The sequence below is a fragment of the Escherichia coli genome (assembly GCF_036503815.1).
GTDB classification, from domain to species: Bacteria; Pseudomonadota; Gammaproteobacteria; order Enterobacterales; family Enterobacteriaceae; genus Escherichia; species Escherichia coli_F.
In genome coordinates this window covers 846,428-867,038 of sequence record NZ_AP027764.1, presented here as the reverse complement: position 1 = coordinate 867,038, position 20,611 = coordinate 846,428, and the positions used below count along the sequence as shown (strand labels likewise).

22 protein-coding genes and 1 tRNA gene are annotated in these 20,611 nt (G+C 53.1%); 6 read left to right on the top strand and 17 right to left on the bottom strand.

What is annotated here, in order from left to right; translation table 11 throughout:
* Positions 1-48 precede the first annotated feature (48 nt).
* Complete coding sequence (gene yggL / locus AABJ99_RS04170) at positions 49-375, bottom strand: YggL family protein (protein WP_338387499.1); 327 nt, start codon at positions 373-375, stop codon at positions 49-51.
* Positions 375-1,094 carry a tRNA (guanosine(46)-N7)-methyltransferase TrmB gene (gene trmB, locus AABJ99_RS04165; RefSeq protein ID WP_000786916.1) on the bottom strand — a complete coding sequence of 240 codons (720 nt, stop codon included), beginning with the start codon at positions 1,092-1,094 and terminating at the stop codon, positions 375-377. Before trmB ends, yggL begins: the two co-directional genes overlap by 1 nt.
* Before the next feature lie 160 nt (positions 1,095-1,254).
* Between trmB and mutY the strand changes: the two genes are divergently transcribed.
* The 4 genes from mutY (at position 1,255) to nupG (ending at position 5,211) form a co-directional block, all read left to right on the top strand.
* Positions 1,255-2,307 carry an A/G-specific adenine glycosylase gene (mutY, locus tag AABJ99_RS04160; RefSeq protein ID WP_338387498.1) on the top strand — a complete coding sequence of 351 codons (1,053 nt, stop codon included), beginning with the start codon at positions 1,255-1,257 and terminating at the stop codon, positions 2,305-2,307.
* Between the two features lie 27 nt (positions 2,308-2,334).
* A complete protein-coding gene (yggX, locus tag AABJ99_RS04155) occupies positions 2,335-2,610 on the top strand; it encodes an oxidative damage protection protein (RefSeq protein ID WP_000091700.1) in 276 nt (91 codons plus the stop codon).
* A 63-nt stretch (positions 2,611-2,673) separates the two neighbouring features.
* Positions 2,674-3,753: a membrane-bound lytic murein transglycosylase MltC gene (gene mltC / locus AABJ99_RS04150; protein ID WP_000760323.1), complete on the top strand. Its 1,080-nt coding sequence runs from the start codon at positions 2,674-2,676 to the stop codon at positions 3,751-3,753.
* A gap of 201 nt (positions 3,754-3,954) precedes the next feature.
* Positions 3,955-5,211 carry a nucleoside permease NupG gene (gene nupG / locus AABJ99_RS04145; protein WP_001049791.1) on the top strand — a complete coding sequence of 419 codons (1,257 nt, stop codon included), beginning with the start codon at positions 3,955-3,957 and terminating at the stop codon, positions 5,209-5,211.
* 48 nt (positions 5,212-5,259) lie between these two features.
* On the opposite strand, the gene speC is transcribed toward nupG, so the two are convergent.
* Positions 5,260-7,395 (bottom strand): ornithine decarboxylase, encoded by a 2,136-nt coding sequence (gene speC / locus AABJ99_RS04140; RefSeq protein WP_039021411.1) that lies wholly within the window; start codon positions 7,393-7,395, stop codon positions 5,260-5,262.
* Positions 7,396-7,557: 162 nt separating this feature from the next.
* Positions 7,558-7,635: a hypothetical protein gene (locus AABJ99_RS04135; protein ID WP_212734103.1), complete on the bottom strand. Its 78-nt coding sequence runs from the start codon at positions 7,633-7,635 to the stop codon at positions 7,558-7,560.
* A 152-nt stretch (positions 7,636-7,787) separates the two neighbouring features.
* Here AABJ99_RS04135 and yqgA point away from each other — a divergent pair, with 152 nt between their 5' ends.
* Both yqgA and AABJ99_RS04125 read left to right on the top strand, forming a co-directional pair.
* On the top strand, positions 7,788-8,495 hold the full coding sequence (gene yqgA / locus AABJ99_RS04130) for a DUF554 domain-containing protein (RefSeq protein ID WP_039021410.1): 708 nt from the start codon (positions 7,788-7,790) through the stop codon (positions 8,493-8,495).
* 105 nt (positions 8,496-8,600) lie between these two features.
* A tRNA-Phe gene (locus AABJ99_RS04125) sits at positions 8,601-8,676 on the top strand.
* A 147-nt stretch (positions 8,677-8,823) separates the two neighbouring features.
* On the opposite strand, the gene yghD is transcribed toward AABJ99_RS04125, so the two are convergent.
* The 13 genes from yghD to pppA form a co-directional block, all read right to left on the bottom strand.
* On the bottom strand, positions 8,824-9,360 hold the full coding sequence (gene yghD, locus AABJ99_RS04120) for a GspM family type II secretion system protein YghD (protein ID WP_039021409.1): 537 nt from the start codon (positions 9,358-9,360) through the stop codon (positions 8,824-8,826).
* 1 nt (position 9,361) lies between these two features.
* The gene (gspL, locus tag AABJ99_RS04115) at positions 9,362-10,540 is read right to left on the bottom strand and encodes a type II secretion system protein GspL (RefSeq protein WP_039021408.1); all 1,179 of its coding nucleotides are present in this window, start codon (positions 10,538-10,540) and stop codon (positions 9,362-9,364) included.
* The gene (gene gspK / locus AABJ99_RS04110) at positions 10,537-11,514 is read right to left on the bottom strand and encodes a type II secretion system minor pseudopilin GspK (RefSeq protein WP_039021407.1); all 978 of its coding nucleotides are present in this window, start codon (positions 11,512-11,514) and stop codon (positions 10,537-10,539) included. Before gspK ends, gspL begins: the two co-directional genes overlap by 4 nt.
* A complete protein-coding gene (gene gspJ / locus AABJ99_RS04105; protein WP_001255038.1) occupies positions 11,511-12,116 on the bottom strand; it encodes a type II secretion system minor pseudopilin GspJ in 606 nt (201 codons plus the stop codon). Before gspJ ends, gspK begins: the two co-directional genes overlap by 4 nt.
* The gene (gspI, locus tag AABJ99_RS04100; protein WP_039021406.1) at positions 12,113-12,484 is read right to left on the bottom strand and encodes a type II secretion system minor pseudopilin GspI; all 372 of its coding nucleotides are present in this window, start codon (positions 12,482-12,484) and stop codon (positions 12,113-12,115) included. The genes gspJ and gspI overlap by 4 nt, the downstream gene beginning before the upstream one ends.
* Positions 12,481-13,044 carry a type II secretion system minor pseudopilin GspH gene (gene gspH, locus AABJ99_RS04095; RefSeq protein ID WP_039021405.1) on the bottom strand — a complete coding sequence of 188 codons (564 nt, stop codon included), beginning with the start codon at positions 13,042-13,044 and terminating at the stop codon, positions 12,481-12,483. Before gspH ends, gspI begins: the two co-directional genes overlap by 4 nt.
* A gap of 3 nt (positions 13,045-13,047) precedes the next feature.
* Positions 13,048-13,503 carry a type II secretion system major pseudopilin GspG gene (gspG, locus tag AABJ99_RS04090; protein WP_001087291.1) on the bottom strand — a complete coding sequence of 152 codons (456 nt, stop codon included), beginning with the start codon at positions 13,501-13,503 and terminating at the stop codon, positions 13,048-13,050.
* 16 nt (positions 13,504-13,519) lie between these two features.
* Positions 13,520-14,743, bottom strand: coding sequence for a type II secretion system inner membrane protein GspF (gene gspF, locus AABJ99_RS04085; protein WP_039021404.1), 1,224 nt, complete (start codon positions 14,741-14,743; stop codon positions 13,520-13,522).
* Positions 14,743-16,236, bottom strand: a complete 1,494-nt coding sequence (gene gspE, locus AABJ99_RS04080) for a type II secretion system ATPase GspE (RefSeq protein ID WP_039021403.1) — start codon at positions 16,234-16,236, stop codon at positions 14,743-14,745. Before gspE ends, gspF begins: the two co-directional genes overlap by 1 nt.
* Positions 16,236-18,296 carry a type II secretion system secretin GspD gene (gene gspD, locus AABJ99_RS04075; protein ID WP_039021402.1) on the bottom strand — a complete coding sequence of 687 codons (2,061 nt, stop codon included), beginning with the start codon at positions 18,294-18,296 and terminating at the stop codon, positions 16,236-16,238. The genes gspE and gspD overlap by 1 nt, the downstream gene beginning before the upstream one ends.
* Positions 18,297-18,325: 29 nt before the next feature.
* A complete protein-coding gene (gspC, locus tag AABJ99_RS04070; protein ID WP_039021401.1) occupies positions 18,326-19,279 on the bottom strand; it encodes a type II secretion system protein GspC in 954 nt (317 codons plus the stop codon).
* Between the two features lie 15 nt (positions 19,280-19,294).
* Positions 19,295-19,705, bottom strand: a complete 411-nt coding sequence (gene gspS2 / locus AABJ99_RS04065) for a type II secretion system pilot lipoprotein GspS-beta (RefSeq protein WP_039021400.1) — start codon at positions 19,703-19,705, stop codon at positions 19,295-19,297.
* 65 nt (positions 19,706-19,770) lie between these two features.
* Entirely contained in the window at positions 19,771-20,580 is an 810-nt protein-coding gene (gene pppA, locus AABJ99_RS04060) for a prepilin peptidase PppA (protein ID WP_039021399.1), read from the bottom strand.
* Between the last annotated feature and the right edge of the window lie 31 nt (positions 20,581-20,611).

The window sequence follows — 20,611 nt, the reverse complement described above, 5'->3', positions numbered from 1 at the left end:
GCGTAGCGCATCAGACAGTTTTGCATTTGTCATCGCCCGTATGCTTTCTTAGTCCCACCAAACGTCGAAAAGTTCGCTGGTGCGTACCTCATCCAGTTTGCGCTCTTCCAGCCACTTACGCACAATCGCCTGATGTTCTTCGGTGCATTTGCCGATTTCCTGCATGCAGATCAGACCTTCCCAGGCCAGATATCCTCTGCCGTCAAAGGCCAGTTTGTTCGGTTCGATAACCTCGTTAATAAAGTCATCAACGGTTTTATCAATCTGTTCTTCCGATGTACCTTCCGGGAATCGCCATGCCACCGAAAATCCTAATTCCTGGAATTCGTCGATGTGCATTTTTTTACGCAGACGACGGCTACGGTTCTTTGCCATTATTTCACCCTCTCGAACATTAAGTCCCATACTCCGTGACCAAGACGATGACCACGTTGTTCAAATTTCGTCACCGGACGTGATGCCGGACGCGGTACGTAATCATTGCTCTCTGACAGGTTTTTATAACCGTCAATAGAAGACATCACTTCAAGCATATGTTCCGCATAAGGTTCCCAGTCGGTCGCCATATGGAATACGCCCCCCAGCTGCAGTTTGCTTTTTACCAGTTCGGCAAACGGCACCTGAACGATACGGCGTTTATTATGGCGCGCTTTGTGCCACGGGTCAGGGAAAAAGAGCTGCACCATGCGCAATGAATTGTCAGGAATCATTTTATGCAGCACTTCAACCGCATCATGACACATCACGCGCAGGTTGCTTAAGCCCTCTTCATGCGCAGAAGACAGGCACGCACCAACGCCTGGTGAATGCACTTCAATGCCGAGGAAGTCCTGCTCAGGGCGATCTTTAGCCATTGCCACCAGCGACGCCCCCATGCCGAAACCAATCTCAAGCGTCACTGGCGCTTCACGGCCAAAAAGCGCAGGGAAATCCAGCATATCTTCGCTGAACTCAACGCCCATCACCGGCCAGTAGTTTTCCAGCGCATGTTCCTGGCCTTTGGTCAGTCGCCCCTGGCGGCGCACAAAACTACGGATACGGCGCAGCGGGCGGCCGTTTTCATCAAATTCCGGTGAGATGACGTCGTTTTTCATAAAGATTTAGTCGCTTGTGAAAGTGTTCTGAAAACGGGCATTATCCAAAGTTAGTTGCCGGATGCAAGCATGATAAGGCCGTGGCTGCGGAAAGTTCCGGTTTACACCCTGCCGTCGCTGTGCTGCAATCTTGCCCCCAACAACAGTGAATTCGGTGACCATGCAAGCGTCGCAATTTTCAGCCCAGGTTCTGGACTGGTACGATAAATACGGGCGAAAAACTCTGCCCTGGCAAATTGACAAGACGCCCTACAAAGTATGGCTCTCAGAAGTGATGTTGCAACAAACTCAGGTTGCGACCGTTATCCCCTATTTTGAACGCTTTATGGCGCGCTTCCCGACGGTGACCGATCTCGCCAATGCGCCGCTGGACGAAGTTCTCCACTTGTGGACCGGACTGGGCTATTACGCCCGCGCGCGCAATCTACATAAAGCGGCACAGCAAGTTGCCACCTTACACGGCGGTAAATTCCCGGAAACCTTTGATGAGGTTGCCGCGTTACCGGGCGTCGGGCGTTCCACCGCAGGCGCGATTCTCTCGCTTTCTCTGGGTAAGCACTTTCCGATTCTCGACGGTAACGTCAAACGCGTGCTGGCGCGCTGCTATGCTGTAAGCGGCTGGCCTGGGAAAAAAGAGGTCGAGAATAAACTATGGAGTTTGAGCGAGCAGGTGACGCCCGCGGTTGGCGTGGAACGGTTTAACCAGGCGATGATGGATTTGGGCGCGATGATTTGTACGCGCTCGAAGCCGAAATGTTCGCTCTGTCCGCTACAAAACGGGTGTATTGCCACCGCCAACAATAGCTGGTCGCTTTATCCGGGCAAAAAACCGAAACAGACGCTACCGGAGCGCACCGGCTACTTTCTGCTGTTACAGCACGAAGATGAAGTATTTCTGGCGCAGCGTCCGCCGAGCGGATTGTGGGGCGGTTTATACTGTTTCCCGCAGTTTGCCGATGAAGAAAGTTTGCGGCAATGGCTGGCGCAACGGCAGATTGCTGCCGATAACCTGACGCAGCTGACCGCGTTTCGCCATACATTCAGCCATTTCCACTTAGATATTGTGCCTATGTGGCTTCCCGTGTCGTTATTCACCGGCTGCATGGATGAAGGCAATGCGCTCTGGTATAACTTAGCGCAACCGCCGTCAGTTGGCCTGGCGGCTCCCGTGGAGCGTTTGTTACAGCAGTTACGCACTGGCGCGCCGGTTTAGCGCGTGAGTCGATAAAGAGGATGATTTATGAGCAGAACGATTTTTTGTACTTTCCTGCAACGTGAAGCAGAAGGTCAGGATTTTCAGCTGTACCCCGGCGAACTGGGAAAACGCATCTATAACGAGATCTCCAAAGAAGCCTGGGCGCAGTGGCAGCACAAACAAACCATGCTGATTAATGAAAAGAAACTCAACATGATGAATGCCGAGCACCGCAAACTGCTGGAGCAGGAGATGGTCAACTTCCTGTTCGAGGGTAAAGAGGTGCATATCGAGGGCTATACGCCGGAAGATAAAAAATAAAAACAGTGCCGGAGCACGCCTCCGGCACCTGCATAAATACAAACACAACACGCACCCGGAATGATGAAAAAATATCTCGCGCTGGCTTTGATTGCGCCGTTGCTCATCTCCTGTTCGACGACCAAAAAAGGCGATACCTATAACGAAGCCTGGGTCAAAGATACCAACGGTTTTGATATTCTGATGGGGCAATTTGCCCACAATATTGAGAACATCTGGGGCTTCAAAGAGGTGGTGATCGCCGGTCCTAAGGACTACGTGAAATACACCGATCAATATCAGACCCGCAGCCACATCAACTTCGATGACGGTACGATTACTATCGAAACCATCGCCGGGACAGAACCTGCCGCGCACCTGCGCCGGGCAATAATCAAAACGTTGCTGATGGGTGACGATCCGAGTTCGGTCGATCTCTATTCCGACGTTGATGATATTACGATTTCGAAAGAACCTTTCCTTTACGGTCAGGTGGTGGACAACACCGGGCAGCCGATTCGCTGGGAAGGTCGTGCGAGCAACTTCGCGGATTATCTGCTGAAAAACCGTCTGAAAAGCCGCAGCAACGGGCTGCGTATCATCTACAGTGTCACCATTAACATGGTGCCGAACCACCTTGATAAACGTGCGCACAAATATCTCGGCATGGTCCGCCAGGCGTCACGGAAATATGGCGTTGATGAGTCGCTGATTCTCGCAATTATGCAGACCGAATCTTCCTTTAACCCCTATGCGGTCAGCCGTTCCGACGCGCTGGGGCTAATGCAGGTGGTACAACATACTGCCGGGAAAGATGTGTTCCGCTCGCAGGGGAAATCCGGCACGCCGAGCCGCAGTTTCTTGTTTGATCCTGCCAGCAATATTGATACCGGCACCGCGTATCTGGCGATGCTGAATAATGTTTATCTTGGCGGAATTGATAACCCAACGTCGCGGCGTTACGCCGTCATCACCGCCTATAACGGCGGCGCAGGCAGCGTGCTGCGAGTCTTTTCGAATGATAAGATTCAGGCGGCTAATATTATTAACACCATGACGCCGGGCGATGTTTATCAGACGCTGACGACCCGCCATCCCTCTGCGGAATCTCGCCGTTATCTTTATAAAGTGAACACTGCGCAAAAATCTTACCGCCGCCGATAATTCCACTTACCGCCCCTGACGATGCTCAGGGGCAAAAATGTTATCCACATCACAATTTCGTTTTGCAAATTGGGAATGTTTGCAATTATTTGCCACAGGTAACAAAAAACCAGTCTGCGAAGTTGATAGAATCGCATCATCTCGCACGGTCAAATGTGCTTTTTCAAACACTCATCCGCATCACGATGTGAGGAAATTAACATGAATCTTAAGCTGCAGCTGAAAATCCTCTCTTTTCTGCAGTTCTGTCTGTGGGGAAGTTGGCTGACGACCCTCGGTTCCTATATGTTTGTTACCCTGAAGTTTGACGGTGCTTCTATTGGCGCAGTTTATAGCTCACTGGGTATCGCCGCGGTCTTTATGCCTGCGCTGCTGGGGATTGTGGCCGACAAATGGTTAAGTGCGAAATGGGTCTATGCCATTTGCCACACCATTGGCGCTATCACGCTGTTCATGGCAGCACAGGTCACGACGCCGGAAGCGATGTTCCTTGTGATATTGATTAACTCGTTTGCTTATATGCCAACGCTTGGGTTAATCAACACCATCTCTTACTATCGCCTGCAAAATGCCGGGATGGATATCGTTACTGACTTCCCGCCAATCCGTATCTGGGGCACCATCGGCTTTATCATGGCAATGTGGGTGGTGAGCCTGTCTGGCTTCGAATTAAGCCACATGCAGCTGTATATTGGCGCAGCTCTTTCCGCCATTCTGGTTCTGTTTACCCTGACTCTGCCGCATATTCCGGTTGCTAAACAGCAAGCGAATCAGAGCTGGACAACCCTGCTGGGCCTCGATGCATTCGCGCTGTTTAAAAACAAGCGTATGGCAATCTTCTTCATCTTCTCAATGCTGCTGGGCGCGGAACTGCAGATTACCAACATGTTTGGTAATACCTTCCTGCACAGCTTCGACAAAGATCCGATGTTTGCCAGCAGCTTCATCGTGCAGCATGCGTCAATCATCATGTCGATTTCGCAGATCTCTGAAACCCTGTTCATTCTGACCATCCCGTTCTTCTTAAGCCGCTACGGTATTAAGAACGTAATGATGATCAGTATCGTGGCGTGGATCCTGCGTTTTGCGCTGTTTGCTTACGGCGACCCGACTCCGTTCGGTACCGTGCTGCTGGTACTGTCGATGATCGTTTACGGTTGCGCATTCGACTTCTTCAACATCTCTGGCTCGGTGTTTGTCGAAAAAGAAGTTAGCCCGGCAATTCGCGCCAGTGCGCAAGGGATGTTCCTGATGATGACCAACGGCTTCGGCTGTATCCTCGGCGGCATCGTGAGCGGTAAAGTGGTTGAGATGTATACCCAAAACGGCATTACCGACTGGCAAACCGTATGGCTGATTTTCGCAGGTTACTCCGTGGTTCTGGCCTTCGCGTTTATGGCGATGTTCAAATATAAACACGTTCGTGTCCCGACAGGCACACAGACGGTTAGCCACTAATTACGCAAAGAAAAACGGGTCGCCAGAAGGTGACCCGTTTTTTTATTCTTACTTCAACACATACCCGTACAACCGTTTCATACCATCCGCATCGGTTTCGCTATAGACACCTTGCAGCTCCGGTGAAAAACCTGGCAGCAAATTCACCCCTTCTTCCAGCGCAAGGAAATAACGTTGAACCGCCCCACCCCAGACTTCCCCGGGTACCACGCAAAGCACGCCAGGTGGATAAGGCAACGCCCCTTCTGCCGCAATTCGCCCTTCGGCATCACGAATCCGCACCAACTCCACTTCACCGCGAATATAAGCGCTATGCGCATCCTGGGGATTCATCACCACTGACGGGAAACTCTGCTGGCGGAACATCGCTTTTTGTAGGTCTTTGACGTCGAAACTGACATACAGATCGTGCATCTCCTGACACAACTGGCGCAGGGTGTAGTCGCGATAGCGCACCGGATATTTGTTATAAACGCTCGGCAACACCTCAGCCAGCGGTGAGTCATCCTCAATATGCTGTTCAAACTGCGCCAGCATCGCCACCAGTTGCGCCAGCTTCTCGTGGCTTTCCGCCGGCGTTAATAAGAACAGAATGGAGTTGAGATCGCACTTCTCCGGCACAATGCCGTTCTCACGCAGATAGTGCGCCAGAATCGTCGCCGGAACGCCAAAGTCGCTATATTCGCCGGTTTCGGCATTGATACCTGGTGTGGTCAGTAACAGCTTACACGGATCGACAAAATACTGCTCCGCGGCATATCCTTCAAAGCCGTGCCACTTCGCCCCCGGCTCAAAACTGAAAAAACGACGGTCGCTGGCTAACACTGACGTCGGATAATCCTGCCACAATTTGCCATCAACAACGGGTGGAATAAACGGGCGGAACAGCTTACAGCGCGCAAGAATCGCCTTCCGGGCTTCAATCCCCAACGCAACGCACTCCGCCCACAGCCGACGCCCACTCTCCCCTTCATGAATTTTGGCGTTAACGTCCAGCGCGGCAAACAGCGGATAGAACGGGCTGGTAGAAGCATGGAGCATAAAGGCATTATTTAACCGCTTATGCGGGCAAAAACGCGCCTGCCCGCGAATATGGTTATCTTTTTTATGGATCTGCGATGTCTGCGAGAAGCCCGCCTGCTGTTTATGCACCGACTGCGTCACAAAGATCCCCGGATCGTTTTCGTTAAGCTCTAACAGCAGCGGCGAGCTATCCGCCATCATTGGGATAAACTGTTCGTAACCGACCCACGCGGAATCAAACAGAATGTAATCACATAGATGCCCAATGGTATCGACCACCTGTCGGGCGTTATAGACAGTGCCGTCATAGGTTCCCAGCTGAATAATCGCCAGGCGAAACGGGCGCGGCAACTCAGCTTTTTCTGGCGCAACGTCGCGAATTTGCTGGCGCAGATACTCTTCATTAAAACAGTGCGCATCAATACCGCCAATGAAACCAAACGGGTTACGTGAAGCTTCCAGATAGACTGGCGTCGCCCCCGCCTGAATCAGCGCGCCGTGATGATTCGACTTATGGTTGTTACGGTCGAAGAGCACCAGATCGCCACGCGTTAACAGCGCATTCGTCACCACTTTATTCGCTGCCGATGTGCCGTTCAGCACAAAATAGGTTTTATCGGCATGAAAGACTTTGGCTGCGAATTTCTGCGCATCTTTCGCCGATCCTTCATGAATAAGCAGATCGCCCAATTTTACGTCAGCGTTACACATATCGGCGCGAAAGACGTTCTCACCAAAGAAATCGTAAAAATGGCGTCCGGCAGGATGCTTTTTAAAGAACGCACCATGTTGATGTCCAGGGCAAGCAAAGGTGCTATTACCCATCTCAACGTACTGCGTCAGCGTGTCATAAAACGGTGGCAGCAAATTCTCTTCATACTGACAGGCTGCGGATTCCAGCTCCAGCCACTGCTGCTCGTTGCCGTTGATTACCGCCGTAACGCCCGCAGGTAATTCAACAGCATGTTCGGAATACAAAAACACCGGTAGATGAAAACCGGTGCGCTTAAGCAACGCAAGAATGCCACTGCGGCTATCCGCAGCGGTAATGACGACTGCCGCGACGTCCGTAAAATCAGTATCTCCCAACGCCACCACGCGGCGATGAGTAGAAAGTCGGGATACCAGTTCACTACTGGCGGCAATATTCATTGATTTCATAAGCGCAAAACCCGTTTCGGGGAAGTAAGAGTACCGGACAGGATGGACAAACCTGCCCCATGAGATGTGGGTCAAACTGGTCACCAGCTCCGACCGCCAGACATCAGTAAAAGCAGAAACGCTCTGATTTTACTGTTGTCCTGCAGTGAGCGTGCGTTAACTTCACCGCATGAGCAGAAAAAGGGAGGAGTTTCGCGCGAAACGGCGATAAGCAAGAGAATGTAAGGAGGTGGCGTGCATCGGGCAAACTCCGTACAGTGAGGAGAAAATTCGCGCAATCATGGCACCTTTCGCTAAAGCGCGCAAGCCAGGACTTTGCGAACAAACAAGCCATCGAAGGAGCCAAACGTTCATAATAAGAAAATCAGACAATGCAGCTAACAGGAACTCTTGTGGTCATCGGTCCTTTTATCAACGCAAGTGCAGTATTACTGGGTGGCGTTCTCGGTGCACTCCTTAGTCAACGCTTACCGGAACGTATCCGCGTCTCCATGACATCAATTTTTGGTCTGGCATCGCTGGGGATTGGTATTTTACTGGTGGTGAAATGCGCCAACCTTCCGGCGATGGTTTTAGCAACCTTACTCGGAGCATTAATCGGCGAAATTTGTCTGCTGGAAAAAGGCGTCAATACAGTGGTCGCCAAAGCGCAAAATCTGTTTCGCCACTCACGTAAGAAGCCAGCGCATGAATCTTTTATTCAGAATTATGTCGCGATTATTGTCCTGTTTTGCGCCAGCGGCACCGGGATCTTCGGGGCGATGAACGAAGGGATGACCGGCGATCCGAGTATTTTAATCGCCAAGTCATTTCTCGATTTCTTTACGGCGATGATCTTCGCCTGCTCGTTGGGTATTGCGGTGTCGGTAATTAGTATCCCATTACTGATCATCCAGTTAACGCTGGCGTGGGCTGCCGCGCTGATATTACCGCTGACCACACCGTCGATGATGGCAGACTTCAGCGCTGTAGGCGGTTTATTGCTGCTGGCAACCGGCTTACGCATCTGTGGCATTAAAATGTTCCCGGTGGTCAACATGCTTCCAGCATTGCTTCTGGCAATGCCGCTTTCCGCAGCCTGGACCGCCTGGTTTGCCTGACAGTGCGTGCAATAGCGACAAAGTGATGATAGATTGTGCAGTCTGCAGTAAATTGAAGAAATTTGATTGACGAGACGAGGCGAATCAGGTTTAATGCGCCCCGTTGCCCGGATAGCTCAGTCGGTAGAGCAGGGGATTGAAAATCCCCGTGTCCTTGGTTCGATTCCGAGTCCGGGCACCACTATTCTAAAGAACCCGCCCACAAGGCGGGTTTTTGCTTTTGGATCTGACAATAACCTTCACGAAAAAAATTAGCTTATAAAGTCTGGGGGAATTACTCTCGCCACGTTAACGAGAGTAATTTTATTGATATTAATCTCCTGATACTTTATCCCCGTCCAAACTCCAGCCGCTGCACATTCACCATCCCAGGCTTCTCAGCAGCACTGACATCAATTTGTGTCACCCGCAGCGCATATTTTTCATCCAGTGCGTTTAACCATTTCAGAAGGTCATTAAACACCACAGGTTCTATCCAGACCTGGATATTCTCCCCGCGCTCGGCTATCCGCTTAATGACCACTGAATGCGCCGAAGCACTGTCGCTGATGACCCGCGATACCTGTGCTTGCGTTGTCGTGCCGGATTTTCGCGCTGCAATAATATCCGGCGCGGAGCTCTTCAGTCGCGCGTTCATCGCCACCAGCTGCTGCAACATCGTCTCCTGTTGCTCAATCCGTTCGCTCAAAGGCTGCCAGATGAGGACGTAATATCCGGCGCTAAACAGGAACACCACCGCTGCCAGTAACATGCCTTTTTCACGCGGCGAACGCCCCGCCAGGTGTTGTGTCAGCCAGTGTTCGCCACGGCTTAACTGGCGTTCACGCCATTGCTGAAAATAGTGAATAAATTTATCGCGTAACATGTTATTTCCTCCGCAACGTTACGCCGCCGGAAACCGCATCACCCTCTTTCTGTAACGCGTCCTGTTGCACAACATAATCTGCCGCCAGTGCGCTACGCAGTTTGTCGAAGCTGGCAAAGTTCGCAGCCCGTAGTTGGAGGTGAAGCGTCTGGCGTTTTTGATCAAAGGTGAAACCACGCATTTCGATGTCGGTAAGTGACGCTGATTTCAGGGTACTGGCGATCGCTGACAATTCTTCGAGCAGCCGGGTATCGTCGGCCTGTGGGCGATATTTTTTCAGTGCCATCGTCACCTGAGAGCGTAAATTCACAATCCGTTTTTGCTCCGGGAACAGCATTAAGAACTGTTTCTCCGCCTGGGCGCGGCTTTGCGCCACCTGTTCGCTGACGCTCCATAACGTCACACCCCGTTCCACTGCCAGCGCAATCAGAATCAGCAATATCGGCAGAATCATCACCCGCCAGCGCGCCCACTGTTTTCGGTAGCTGACGCGAGGCTGCCACGGCCCTGTTAGCAGGTTCCCTTCCGGTTCGCCATAAGTGGTAATGGCTGGCAGAGCCGTAACGGTCAGGCGTTCGGCGTCCGCACCAGCCCATGCAGATAGTTCTTCCGGTGCAATGCCGACCACGGTTAGTGAAATCGGTAAATTCTGCTCATTGAGCTGTGCGCGGAACATGACCGGAGCCAGCGCCCGCCCGGCGCTCCATCCACGACATTCATCGATGCGGCAAATAATTCGCTGTTCATCGCCAGCCATATAACCACAAGGAATGGACATCCAGTCTGGCGCGACGGTAGCGCGGGTGATGCCGTTTTCCTGTAACCACTGCGCAATGTTGCGCATATGCTGTTGGTGAATCACTGCTACGGTTGCCAGTTGCTGGTCGATTTTCAACGGCGCAAAATGCAGTTCGTCGATATCCTGGTTCAGCTCTTCTTCCAGTAAGGCGGGCAGAATAGTCGGTATCTGCTTGCGGGGGACATCAGGAAGTTCAACCTGCCATACGCTGATCCATTCGCCAGGAATGTAGAGTCGAATCGCATCAGTTTGCAGCCATTGCTGGAGACGTTCGTCAGCAACGTCAGACCAGATACCGTGCTCCACGTCGGGTGTACGGCGCTGCCAACGGATGGGATCAGCGGCGCAAAGCGGGAAAAAAATCTCAAGGATGGAACTCACTCACTTTCTCCTGTCTGATGCCAGAGAACAGAAAAGTGTTGTGGGCCCATGCGGACAATTAACGAATTCATCGTCAGTTCAATCTCATTCACGGTGATATCTGAACGCAGCCAGAAGTAATTGCTGTCCACGCTCAGGACGGTTTTTAGCTTTTTTTTAGTACGCTCATCGACGTCAGCGAGTAGCGGCTGTGCGAGAAACTGATCGACATCTTCCCAGCCCTTCGCCGGACGTTGTTGTAATAACGCCCGCGCCTGAACAGGGCTTAACCACGGGTCAAACAGCGCCTCAAGAATCACACTTTGCGTGGCGTCCAGGGTGTTGATGTTGATTTGCTGGCGGGTCATCGGCAGCGCACAGACCAGCGGTTTCAGTTTTTGATAAAGTCCGGTGTCCATTCCCTGCACCACGCGCATCTCGCTGATATCAGCCAGCGGTTGATTCGCGGCGTAGAACGGTACCGAACGGGCGAGATACTCGCTGTCTTCACGGCCCAGACGCGTCTGCACGCTGCGGTCCTCGTCAATAAATTCCCACAGGCTTTCGGCTATCAGTTCGGCCCGATAAGCAGGCACATCCAGGCGCGAGATCAGGGCAATCAGTTGTTGTACCGCGAGCGGACGCGACGCCGTTGTTGGTTGAGCAAGGGCATTCAGGTTAAAGCAGGCCTGAGCGTCACGCAGAGTAACGGCGATTTGCCCCTGCGGCAGTGGGAAAAAACGAGGGCCAGAAGCCCACGGCTGTGCCAGATGCACGCGCTTTTCATTTTTCAGGCTCAGACTGAGTGCGCTCAGCGCCAGGCTTTCTGCACTGGCGCTATACCACAGCGCCTGCTGGTACTCCTGCTGGCTGCGCGTTCGCCCAAGTTGTTGCTGCATCCGCCCGGAAAGCGTGATGGTTACCAGCATCATGACCGCCAGCAATACCAGCACCACGACCAGTGCCATTCCGCGTTTTGGTGGTGAGGTGATCATGATAATTGCGGCCCGCGTAACAACCAGATGCGTTCAATCTCGCCCCATTGCGGCGAATGCAGAGTCATGCGCACTGCCACAGGGATCGCCTGCACTGATGACCAGGTTTCCTGCCAGCGAGTGCCGTCGTAAAACTGCAAACGAAGTGAATCCGCCGGAATCAACTTTTGCGTTGTTGGCTTCACGCTGCCTGCGGCATCGGTCAGCGGCCAGGCTAACCGTTCGAGATAACCGTCATGAATGCGGTAACCGACGGTGAGCAGATTACTGCGCGGCAGACGCATCAATGGATTAACCACACCGCCGCGCACAAAGCGTATTCCTTCACTCTCAGAGGCCAGCACGCCAGCGCCCGCCAGTAACGCAGGTTCTCGCTGACCCTGATCGCCTCTTACCGGACGCGGCATCATTTGTGTCAGATCGTGGGTCAGAAAACTCATCGTTTGCTGCATGAGGTTTAGTTTTTGATCGTGTCCGGCGACGGCGCTATTCACGCGTGTGACGCCGTTTGTCACCTGCTGCGCCATCAGTGCCAGCGAGGCAAAAATGGCAATTGCCACCAGCATTTCCAGTAACGTGAAACCAGCGCGAGTCCTTCTCACTGCTGGCCTCCCACGGCGCTAAACCAGGCGCGTCGTGACTGAATCACCGGCGAAAAGTCTTCGTGAAGGCTGACTTCAATATCCACCGCCTGGAGCAGCGCGTTACCTGTATTCAGCGGTGTGGTTCGCCAGTACCAGCGGCTTCCAGCTATATCGCTCTCGCCCTGGTGCCTGACCGCCCGCTGCTCGGGGGTCATCAGGTAGAGCAGCGCGGTCTGGTTTTCAGCCACCCAGCCTGCTACCGTTTTCTCCTCAAGAACGTGCTGATTACTCAGCGCACCGCTGGCAATCTGTAACACCGCCATGGCGGCCAGCGCAAAAATCGCCAGCGCGAGCATTACTTCCAGCAAGGTAAATCCACGCTTCATGGCATCCTCTCATCACATTGATTGAGGGATAACGCGCCATCGTGCGCCAGCTTTACCGCCCAACACGCGTTTTGTGCCGACGCGTAAAAACGCAGTGTAAACGGCGTGACAGGTTCAAAAGGCGAAAAACGGATCTGCGGCGTCTTCTTTTTCGCCTCTTTTTGCAGCTCCAGTTCAATATCGTGCAGCGTCAGGCGACGACGCTGCAGCTCCAGCGCATACTCCTTCTGCCAGATATCACTGCCGGGTTGTAACAGCATCTGCACCTGTTTTGGCACCGTAACCTGTGCCGATAAGCGGGTCGCAGAAACGGGCAGCCACTGCCCGTGACGACGCTGCATAAACTGATAGCCAGGAGGATCGATTAGTACACCGAGTGTTTGCCCTTCGATCACTGCCCTGTCCTTAAACTGCGCAAAGCGAGTCAGAAAATCCTGCGCCGCTTTTTTCGCGGGCGATTCAGAATCGGTCGAAAAAGTCTGTACCACGCCCGCACTGGCAAGGCCGATAAGGAAAATCACCAGCATGATTTCCAGAAGAGTGAATCCGCGTTTGGGCACTGATTACTGAAACTCCTGCAAATTCCAGTTACCGATATCTGCGCCAGCACCTTCCCCGTTTTCCTGACCATCCGCCCCTAAGGTGTAAACATCAAACAGTCCTTTTTCACCCGGGCTGAGATACTGATAATCATTGCCCCACGGATCCTTTGGCAGCCGTTTGATGTATCCACCAGGACGGTAGTTGCGGGAGTCCGCCATATTGGCCGGTTGCTGGATCAGCGCCTCAAGCCCCTGTTCGGTGGTCGGATAACGCCCGTTATCCAGTCGATACATATCCAGCGCGTTCTCCAGCGCCACGATATCGCTGATGGCTTTTTGCCGATCTGCTTTCTCTTTGTTGCCCAAAAGGTTAGGCACCACCAGACTTGCCAGGACGCCAAGAATAACAATCACCACCATCACTTCCAGCAGGGTAAAACCTGCCCGTGGTTTTTGTGTGCGGGATAACGAATTCATGTGATAACTCCGTAAATTACATTCCAACCATATTGTTCAGTTGCAGCATCGGCTCGAGGATGGCGATGACGATAAACAGCACCACACCCGCCATCATCACCACCAGAGCAGGCTCAAACAGCCCTAACGCCAGCCCCACCTGAGTATCAAACTCCCGTTCCTGGTTGACTGCTGCCTGCTCAAGCATGGTTTCCAGTTCACCGCTCTGTTCGCCGGAGGCGATCATGTACAGCATCATCGGCGGGAACAGGCGCAACTCCGCCAGCGCAGCGCGCAAGCTGCTTCCTTCGCGGACGCGATCTGCCGCCAGCAGCAGTTGTTGCTCGACATAGCGATTTGCCGACACGGCAGCGGCGGTCTGAATGCCTTCCAGTAGCGGAACACTGCTGGCGGTGAGGATGCTTAACGTGCGGGAAAAACGCGCCGTATTCAGTCCGCGCGCAACACGCCCCGTCACGGGAAGACGCAGCAAGGTTTTATCCCAGCGCAGGCGCATAGCAGGATTTTTGAGTAGCCGTTGCCCCAGCACCAGAAGCCCCAGCAGACCTGCCAGCCAGTAAACGCCGCTGGTCTGCAACGCGTCGCTCATAGCGATAAGAGCGCGGGTGGAGGCAGGCAGCGCGTGTCCGAGATGATCAAACTGTTCGATAATTTTCGGCACCACCGCCGTCAGCAAAATAGTGACCACGCCCGTTGCCACCACCAGCAGTACCAGCGGATAGAGCATGGCCTGCAGCAGGCGTGATTTCAGGCGCTGTCGCTGTTCGGTGTAATCCGCCAGGCGATTGAGTACCACGTCGAGATGCCCGGATTTTTCTCCGGCAGCCACCATCGAACAAAACAGGGAGTCAAAGACGCGGGGATGTTCGCGCAGGCTGTCCGACAGGGAGTAACCTTCCTGAATCCGGCTGCGTAGCGCCATTCCGAGGCTTTTTACATGCAGTTTTTCACTTTGCTCACTGACCGCCTGTAAGCAGGTTTCCAGCGGCATTGCTGCCTGCACCAGCGTTGCCAGTTGGCGAGTGAACAGCGCCAGATCTGCCGCCGACACACGACGATGTGCGTGTCGCCGATGCTGCAACATTCCCCCTGACGAAGCATTCATCCGGGCTTCAATGTGCACGGGGATAAGCTCTTTACCGCGCAACAACTGGCGGGCATGACGCGCGGAATCCGCCTCAATCATGCCTTTGGTTTTGCGACCATTACGCTGTAACGCCTGATAGAAAAACAGTGCCATTACGCCTCCATCGTTACCCGCAGCACTTCATCGAGAGAGGTTTCTCCGGCAAGCACTTTCTCAATGCCGTTGCTGCGGATACCCGCAGAGTGTTGCCGGACATAACGTTCCAGCTCCAGTTCCCCGGCCTGACGGTGGATCAAATCACGCAATGTGGCGTCTACCACGATCAGCTCATGGATGGCAGTACGTCCGCGAAAACCTTTGTGATTACAGGCGGGGCAGCCCTGCGGATGGTACAGAGTGACGGTACGCGCATCGGTAATCCCCAGCAGGCGTTTTTCTTCGTCAGTGGCAGGCGCGGACTGGCGGCAGTCGGTACACAGCGTGCGAACCAGTCGCTGCGCCATCACACCCGTCAGACTGGAAGAGAGCAGGAAAGGCTCTACCCCCATATCCTGCAAACGCGTGATCGCCCCCACCGCCGTGTTGGTATGCAGGGTGGAAAGTACCAGGTGTCCGGTCAATGACGCCTGGACGGCGATTTCTGCGGTTTCGGTATCGCGGATTTCACCGACCATCACCACATCCGGGTCCTGACGCAAAATCGCGCGCAGGCCACGGGCGAAGGTCATGCCGACGCGGGTGTTAACCTGTGTCTGACCGATCCCTTCAATCATGTATTCGATAGGGTCTTCAACCGTGAGAATGTTACGCGAGTGGTTGTTCAGCTCCTGCAATCCAGCATACAGCGTGGTGCTTTTGCCGGAACCCGTCGGCCCCGTCACCAGAAAGATGCCGTGCGGTTTGTGTAACAGCTGGCGCAACTGCGCGGTCAGTTCATGGCTCAACCCCAGACGTTCCAGCGTCAGGCGGGCCTGGTTTTTGTCCAGCAGTCGCAGCACCACGCGCTCGCCCCAGGCGGAAGGCATAGTGGAGACACGCACGTCAATCGCCCGACCACCCAGCAGCAGCGCAATACGGCCATCCTGCGGTACGCGCTTTTCGGCGATATCCAGCCGCGCCATCACCTTAATACGTGATACCAGCAGCGAGGCCAGTTTGCGCCCCGGGCGCAGCATTTCATGTAATGTGCCGTCAACACGAAAACGGATCACCAGACTCTTTTCAAATGTCTCGATGTGGATATCCGAAGCGCCTTCTTTAATCGCCTCTGCCAACATGGCGTTGATCAGTTTGATGATCGGCGCATCATCGTCACTTTCCAGCAGATCCTCGGTTTCCGGCAGTTCTTCTGCGAGGGTAAAAAAGTCCTCAGCAGAACCGAGATCTTCCATCAGCTGGCGGGCCTCGGAAGAGTCCCGCTGCCAGACCGCATTCAGCCGCTGCTCAAATTCGGCCTCGTCGATTTGCCGCAGCGTAAAAGACGCGTTCAGCCCCCGCTGCAGCTCCTGCAAAACAGAGAGCGACAACGGATGCACATGGAGGATCTCCAGCGACACTTCGCACCATGCCACCAGGCTAAACCGACGGCTGAAACTGTAGGGCAGACGCACGGTGTTAGCGGTGGTTTCCTGTGCTACAGGCACCATTAACGCGTTCTCCCGGCATTAAGGAACGCACGAACTTCCGGCGGTAGAGCCTGATTTTGCGCTGGCAGTACCGGCTGCGCGGTGTGCGGCATCAGGCTTAAGCCTTGCTCATCGCGATAGATCTGTTCGGCGCGCATATAGTTATATTTGCGCTGCGACACGCCGTCTGCCGCCATACCATCACGCAGAATGGTCGGGCGGATAAACACCATCAGGTTACGTTTTTCTTTTTTATCCGCCGTCGATTTAAACAGGTTACCAATCAACGGGATATCGCCCAGCAGCGGCACTTTCGCCACGCTTTCTCCCGCCTGATCGTCCATCAGACCGCCAAGCACGATCAGCTCACCATCGTTTGCCAGCACGGTGGTTTTCAGTTTGCGCTCGCCAAACACGACGTCGAGGCTGGTCTGTCCTTCCACCTTCGACACTTCCTGCTCAATCACCATCTGTACCGCGTTTCCTTCGTTAATCTGCGGCGTGACTTTCAGCATGATGCCGACTTTTTTCCTTTCTACTGTATTGAAAGGATTGCTGTTATTGGAGCCAACGGTAGAGCCGGTTAATACCGGAACATCCTGGCCCACCATGAAGAAGGCTTCCTGGTTGTCCAGCGTGGTGATGCTCGGCGTGGAGAGAACGTTCGAGCTGGAGTCGTTTTTAACCGCCTGTACCAGCGCCATCCAGTCGCCTTTCACCACACCAACCGCCGTACCGCTAAAGCCAGAAAGAAGCTGGGCGAGCGTGGAGAGATCGCCGTTGGTGTCCGGATTAATGGTGGTGGCGCCGTTTTCGCTGATCACCGTTGAACCTTTCTGTGGCTTCGCTGCAGAAATCGCCGCCCCCAGCGTGCCGATAGGGATCTGCGTACCGTTGGCAAACTGCATTAACCCGGCATCTTTTGACGCCCACTGCACGCCGAAGTTGATATTGCTGCCTTCGGCAACTTCCACGATCAACGCCTCGACATGCACCTGAGCACGGCGAATATCCAGTTGTTCAATCACGCTTTGCAGCGACTGCATAATGTCCTGCGGCGCGGTGACAATCAGGGCATTACTGTGTTTACTGGCGGCGATGGAGACAACCTCACGCCCGCTACCAACTGTGCCTTCCGCCTCTTCTTTAGCCGCCGTGAGCGTGCCGCTGACCTGCTTCAGTACATCGACCAGATCTTCGGCTTTGCTGTATTTGAGATAGAACACCTGGCTGTTGCCGCTGCGTTCCATTTCTGAGTCCAGCCGACGGATCAGGCGGCGCATTTTGTCTCGTGTGGCGGGATCACCACTGACAATCACGCTGTTGGTGCGTTCGTCGGCGACAATTTGAGATTTCAGCGTTGCTGGCTGGTTCTCGCCGCTGTTTTTAGTCAGGCTTTCCAGCACGCGGGCAATTTCCGAGGCCGAGGCGTTATCCAGCGGGATCACCTCTTCGGTGCGGTTTCCCGCATGATCCACGCGCTGGATCACTTCCGTCAGGCGCTCCACAACTGAGGCGCGTCCGGTAAGCATAATTACGTTGGAGGGATCGTAATTAACAACGTTGCCTGAGCCTGCGCTATCGATCATCTGGCGCAAAATCGGCGCCAGCTCTCGTACCGAAACATTGCGTACCGGCACTACTTTAGTGACCATTTCATCGCCCGCGTAGTTGTCGCTGCCTTCACCGACCAGCGGCAGTGGCTCGACTTTCGCGGCGCTGGATTTCACCACCTTCAGCACGTCGTTTTCCATCGGTACGACGGCATACCCCTGCGCTTCCAGCAGATTAAGGAATAACTGGTAATACTGGCGTTCATTGAGCGGGGTCATGGTGCGAATACTCACTTTCCCCTGTACGCCCGGCCCCATAATGATGGTTTTATTAAGGTTAGCGCCGACGGTTTCGATGAACGATTTCAGGTCGGTATCTTTAAAATTAGCGGTGAAAGTGGCTTCTTCCGCCCAGACCGGTGAACTGCATAATACCGCTGCCAGCACCAGCGGCAGTAAACGCTTTTTTGTTTTGAGGCCAGTTGTCTTCTTACGCCAGACTGACAACGTAATATCACGCCAAAACACGATGAATGATTCTCCTGGATTAAATGCGGTTAGCGCAGCGCGATGGAAATGTCGTAGCGCGCACCCTTGCGTAAAACCGTAAGTTGAATGGAATCCATTGAAGGTAACTGCCGCATCAGAGCAATCATTGCTCGTGGATCAGTGAAATCCTGCTGATTTAGCGCAATGGCGATATCGCCTTCCTTGAAACCGCTGGCATCGAACAGAGAACGATCTGCCCCCGGTTTCACTGCATAACCGACAATCCCCTCCTTACGCACAGGCGTAAGCTGGATATAGTTAAAAATTTTCTGCGGATCTTTCGCCAGTGCCTGACGCACGGCAGCCGGGATCTCAACGGGCGCACTGGCAGCAGGCTCAGCAACAGCTTGCTTTGCTTCGTCACTGACGGCTTTTTTGTTGGTCACGGCTACGGTGGAATGCTCCTCTTCTGCCAGACTGAGCCGCTCTATTTTTCCCTGATAGCGCAGCATCACATGGTCGCGATTGATTTCCTCAATCACTGCGTTGTGAGAGCCAAGCCGTTCACCCTGCAAATAGACCTGCTGTTTGCCGCCTTCTTCAATAACCGCGCCAGGTCTGGCACCAAAGGCGATCCCGCGCAGCACCACATTAAGACGCGTTTCTGCTACAGGTTCAGGTTGCTTTACCGGTGTGGCGACGCGCTGATATTTACCAAACCAGTTTTGCTGGCTGATTAATTGCACATCTTTTTTATCGAACGTTTTTACATCCGCATGGGGCTGTTTATTCACCGATGGAGAAACCGCCGTATATTCCGCAGAAAAGGAGAAATAGCGCCAGAGTGAATACGCCATTTTTGCAGAAATAATAAGCAGCATCAGCCAGAACATCGCGCGTACAATTTTGCGAAGATGCTCTTTGTTTGTATTAAGAGATTGTCTCTGGTTAAGAGTGTGACGAATTTTAGTCAGCCATTGAATGAGATAAATTCGTGCGTCACGAAAAACAACCCGCGCCAATTTATATACCCGACGTTATGCTTTGACTATTCCACAAGTAGTGCGATCCAGTTTCCGCTGAAACTGGTTACCTGTACGTGTATCATTAATCGTTATGCTGTAATTAATTCCCTCGGTGATCATTAATTTCACCGTTGGGTCTGCACACATTTGTCGTTGGTAGCTGGTTAAAAAGGCGTCAGGCGTCTGCGTGGTCTGAGCACCCGCTTCGCTGATGATGGTCATTTTTACCGTCGTGCCGCTGCTTTGCGCCAGCACTAAGGTATAACCCGCAGATTTAATCGGCAGGTTTTGGCTGATATTTTGCGCCTGTTTTTTCGCCAGTAAACTGGCATTTTCATTATGGCTGGCACAGCCACTGAATAATCCTGTAGCGCTCAATAATAGCGATATTAATACCCTCCCTGGCATCTGTTTTATCGACATGGTAAATAATCTCTAAGGTTATTAATAAGAGTTAAAATGTCACTTTGATAATGACGGGATTATCATTAAAACAATGCCTGTAGATAAAGTGTTGCTATACCGCCCAGACTTAAACACGGTCCAAAAGGCAGTGTGGTTGATCCTCTTTTTGTAATAACGGCATATATCAGGCCGCAGCATGAGGCGATTAAAGCCACATTGGGCAGCGACAACGCGCCCACCCAGCCACCTAACGCGGCGAAGAGTAATACATCGCCCATGCCTAATGCTTCTTTACGCAGAACTATTCCGGCTATCCAGCGCAGGGAGTAAAAAGTGATAAATCCCACCAGGACGCCGGTAACTGCGTCTTGTAGCGTTAACGGACTCTGTTTCGCCCATGCCGCAATCAGTCCTGTCCACAATACGCCCTGAGTAAAAACATCGGGCAGCCATTGGTTATCAAGGTCGATGATGCTCGCGGCAATCAGCCAGGCGGATAATATCATCACCGCCAGCGCCCATCCACTTTCCGGCCAGACCAGACTCGCCAGCAAAAAAGCGAGTGCCGTCAATAACTCCACCAGCGGATAACGCTTGCTGATTTTCGCCTGACAATCACGGCAGCGCCCTTTGAGCATCAACCAGGAGAGCAGCGGAATATTGTCACGAACGCGGATGGTCTGCTGACAATGCGGACAGTGCGAACGCGGTAGCGCAAGGCTTATTTTTGACTGCGCACTCGGCATTTCACCATGAAACTCCGCCATTTGTTGGCGCAGCATGATGGGGTAACGCCAAATCACCACATTCAAAAAACTGCCGATGATCAATCCTCCGACGGTAGCCAGGACGGGCATCGCCGCGGGGTATTGCTGAAAAACATCAAAAAACATGGTTAAAGGTTATTTGTTGTAACTTGCCGGA

Coding starts and splice junctions, on each gene's coding strand:
- yggL (WP_338387499.1), bottom strand. CDS start 375: ATGGCAAAGAACCGTAGCCGTCGTCTGCGTAAAAAAATGCACATCGAC.
- trmB (WP_000786916.1), bottom strand. CDS start 1,094: ATGAAAAACGACGTCATCTCACCGGAATTTGATGAAAACGGCCGCCCG.
- mutY (WP_338387498.1), top strand. CDS start 1,255: ATGCAAGCGTCGCAATTTTCAGCCCAGGTTCTGGACTGGTACGATAAA.
- yggX (WP_000091700.1), top strand. CDS start 2,335: ATGAGCAGAACGATTTTTTGTACTTTCCTGCAACGTGAAGCAGAAGGT.
- mltC (WP_000760323.1), top strand. CDS start 2,674: ATGAAAAAATATCTCGCGCTGGCTTTGATTGCGCCGTTGCTCATCTCC.
- nupG (WP_001049791.1), top strand. CDS start 3,955: ATGAATCTTAAGCTGCAGCTGAAAATCCTCTCTTTTCTGCAGTTCTGT.
- speC (WP_039021411.1), bottom strand. CDS start 7,395: ATGAAATCAATGAATATTGCCGCCAGTAGTGAACTGGTATCCCGACTT.
- AABJ99_RS04135 (WP_212734103.1), bottom strand. CDS start 7,635: ATGCACGCCACCTCCTTACATTCTCTTGCTTATCGCCGTTTCGCGCGA.
- yghD (WP_039021409.1), bottom strand. CDS start 9,360: ATGTTACGCGATAAATTTATTCACTATTTTCAGCAATGGCGTGAACGC.
- gspK (WP_039021407.1), bottom strand. CDS start 11,514: ATGATCACCTCACCACCAAAACGCGGAATGGCACTGGTCGTGGTGCTG.
- gspI (WP_039021406.1), bottom strand. CDS start 12,484: ATGAAGCGTGGATTTACCTTGCTGGAAGTAATGCTCGCGCTGGCGATT.
- gspG (WP_001087291.1), bottom strand. CDS start 13,503: ATGAATTCGTTATCCCGCACACAAAAACCACGGGCAGGTTTTACCCTG.
- gspF (WP_039021404.1), bottom strand. CDS start 14,743: ATGGCACTGTTTTTCTATCAGGCGTTACAGCGTAATGGTCGCAAAACC.
- gspE (WP_039021403.1), bottom strand. CDS start 16,236: ATGGTGCCTGTAGCACAGGAAACCACCGCTAACACCGTGCGTCTGCCC.
- gspS2 (WP_039021400.1), bottom strand. CDS start 19,705: ATGTCGATAAAACAGATGCCAGGGAGGGTATTAATATCGCTATTATTG.
- pppA (WP_039021399.1), bottom strand. CDS start 20,580: ATGTTTTTTGATGTTTTTCAGCAATACCCCGCGGCGATGCCCGTCCTG.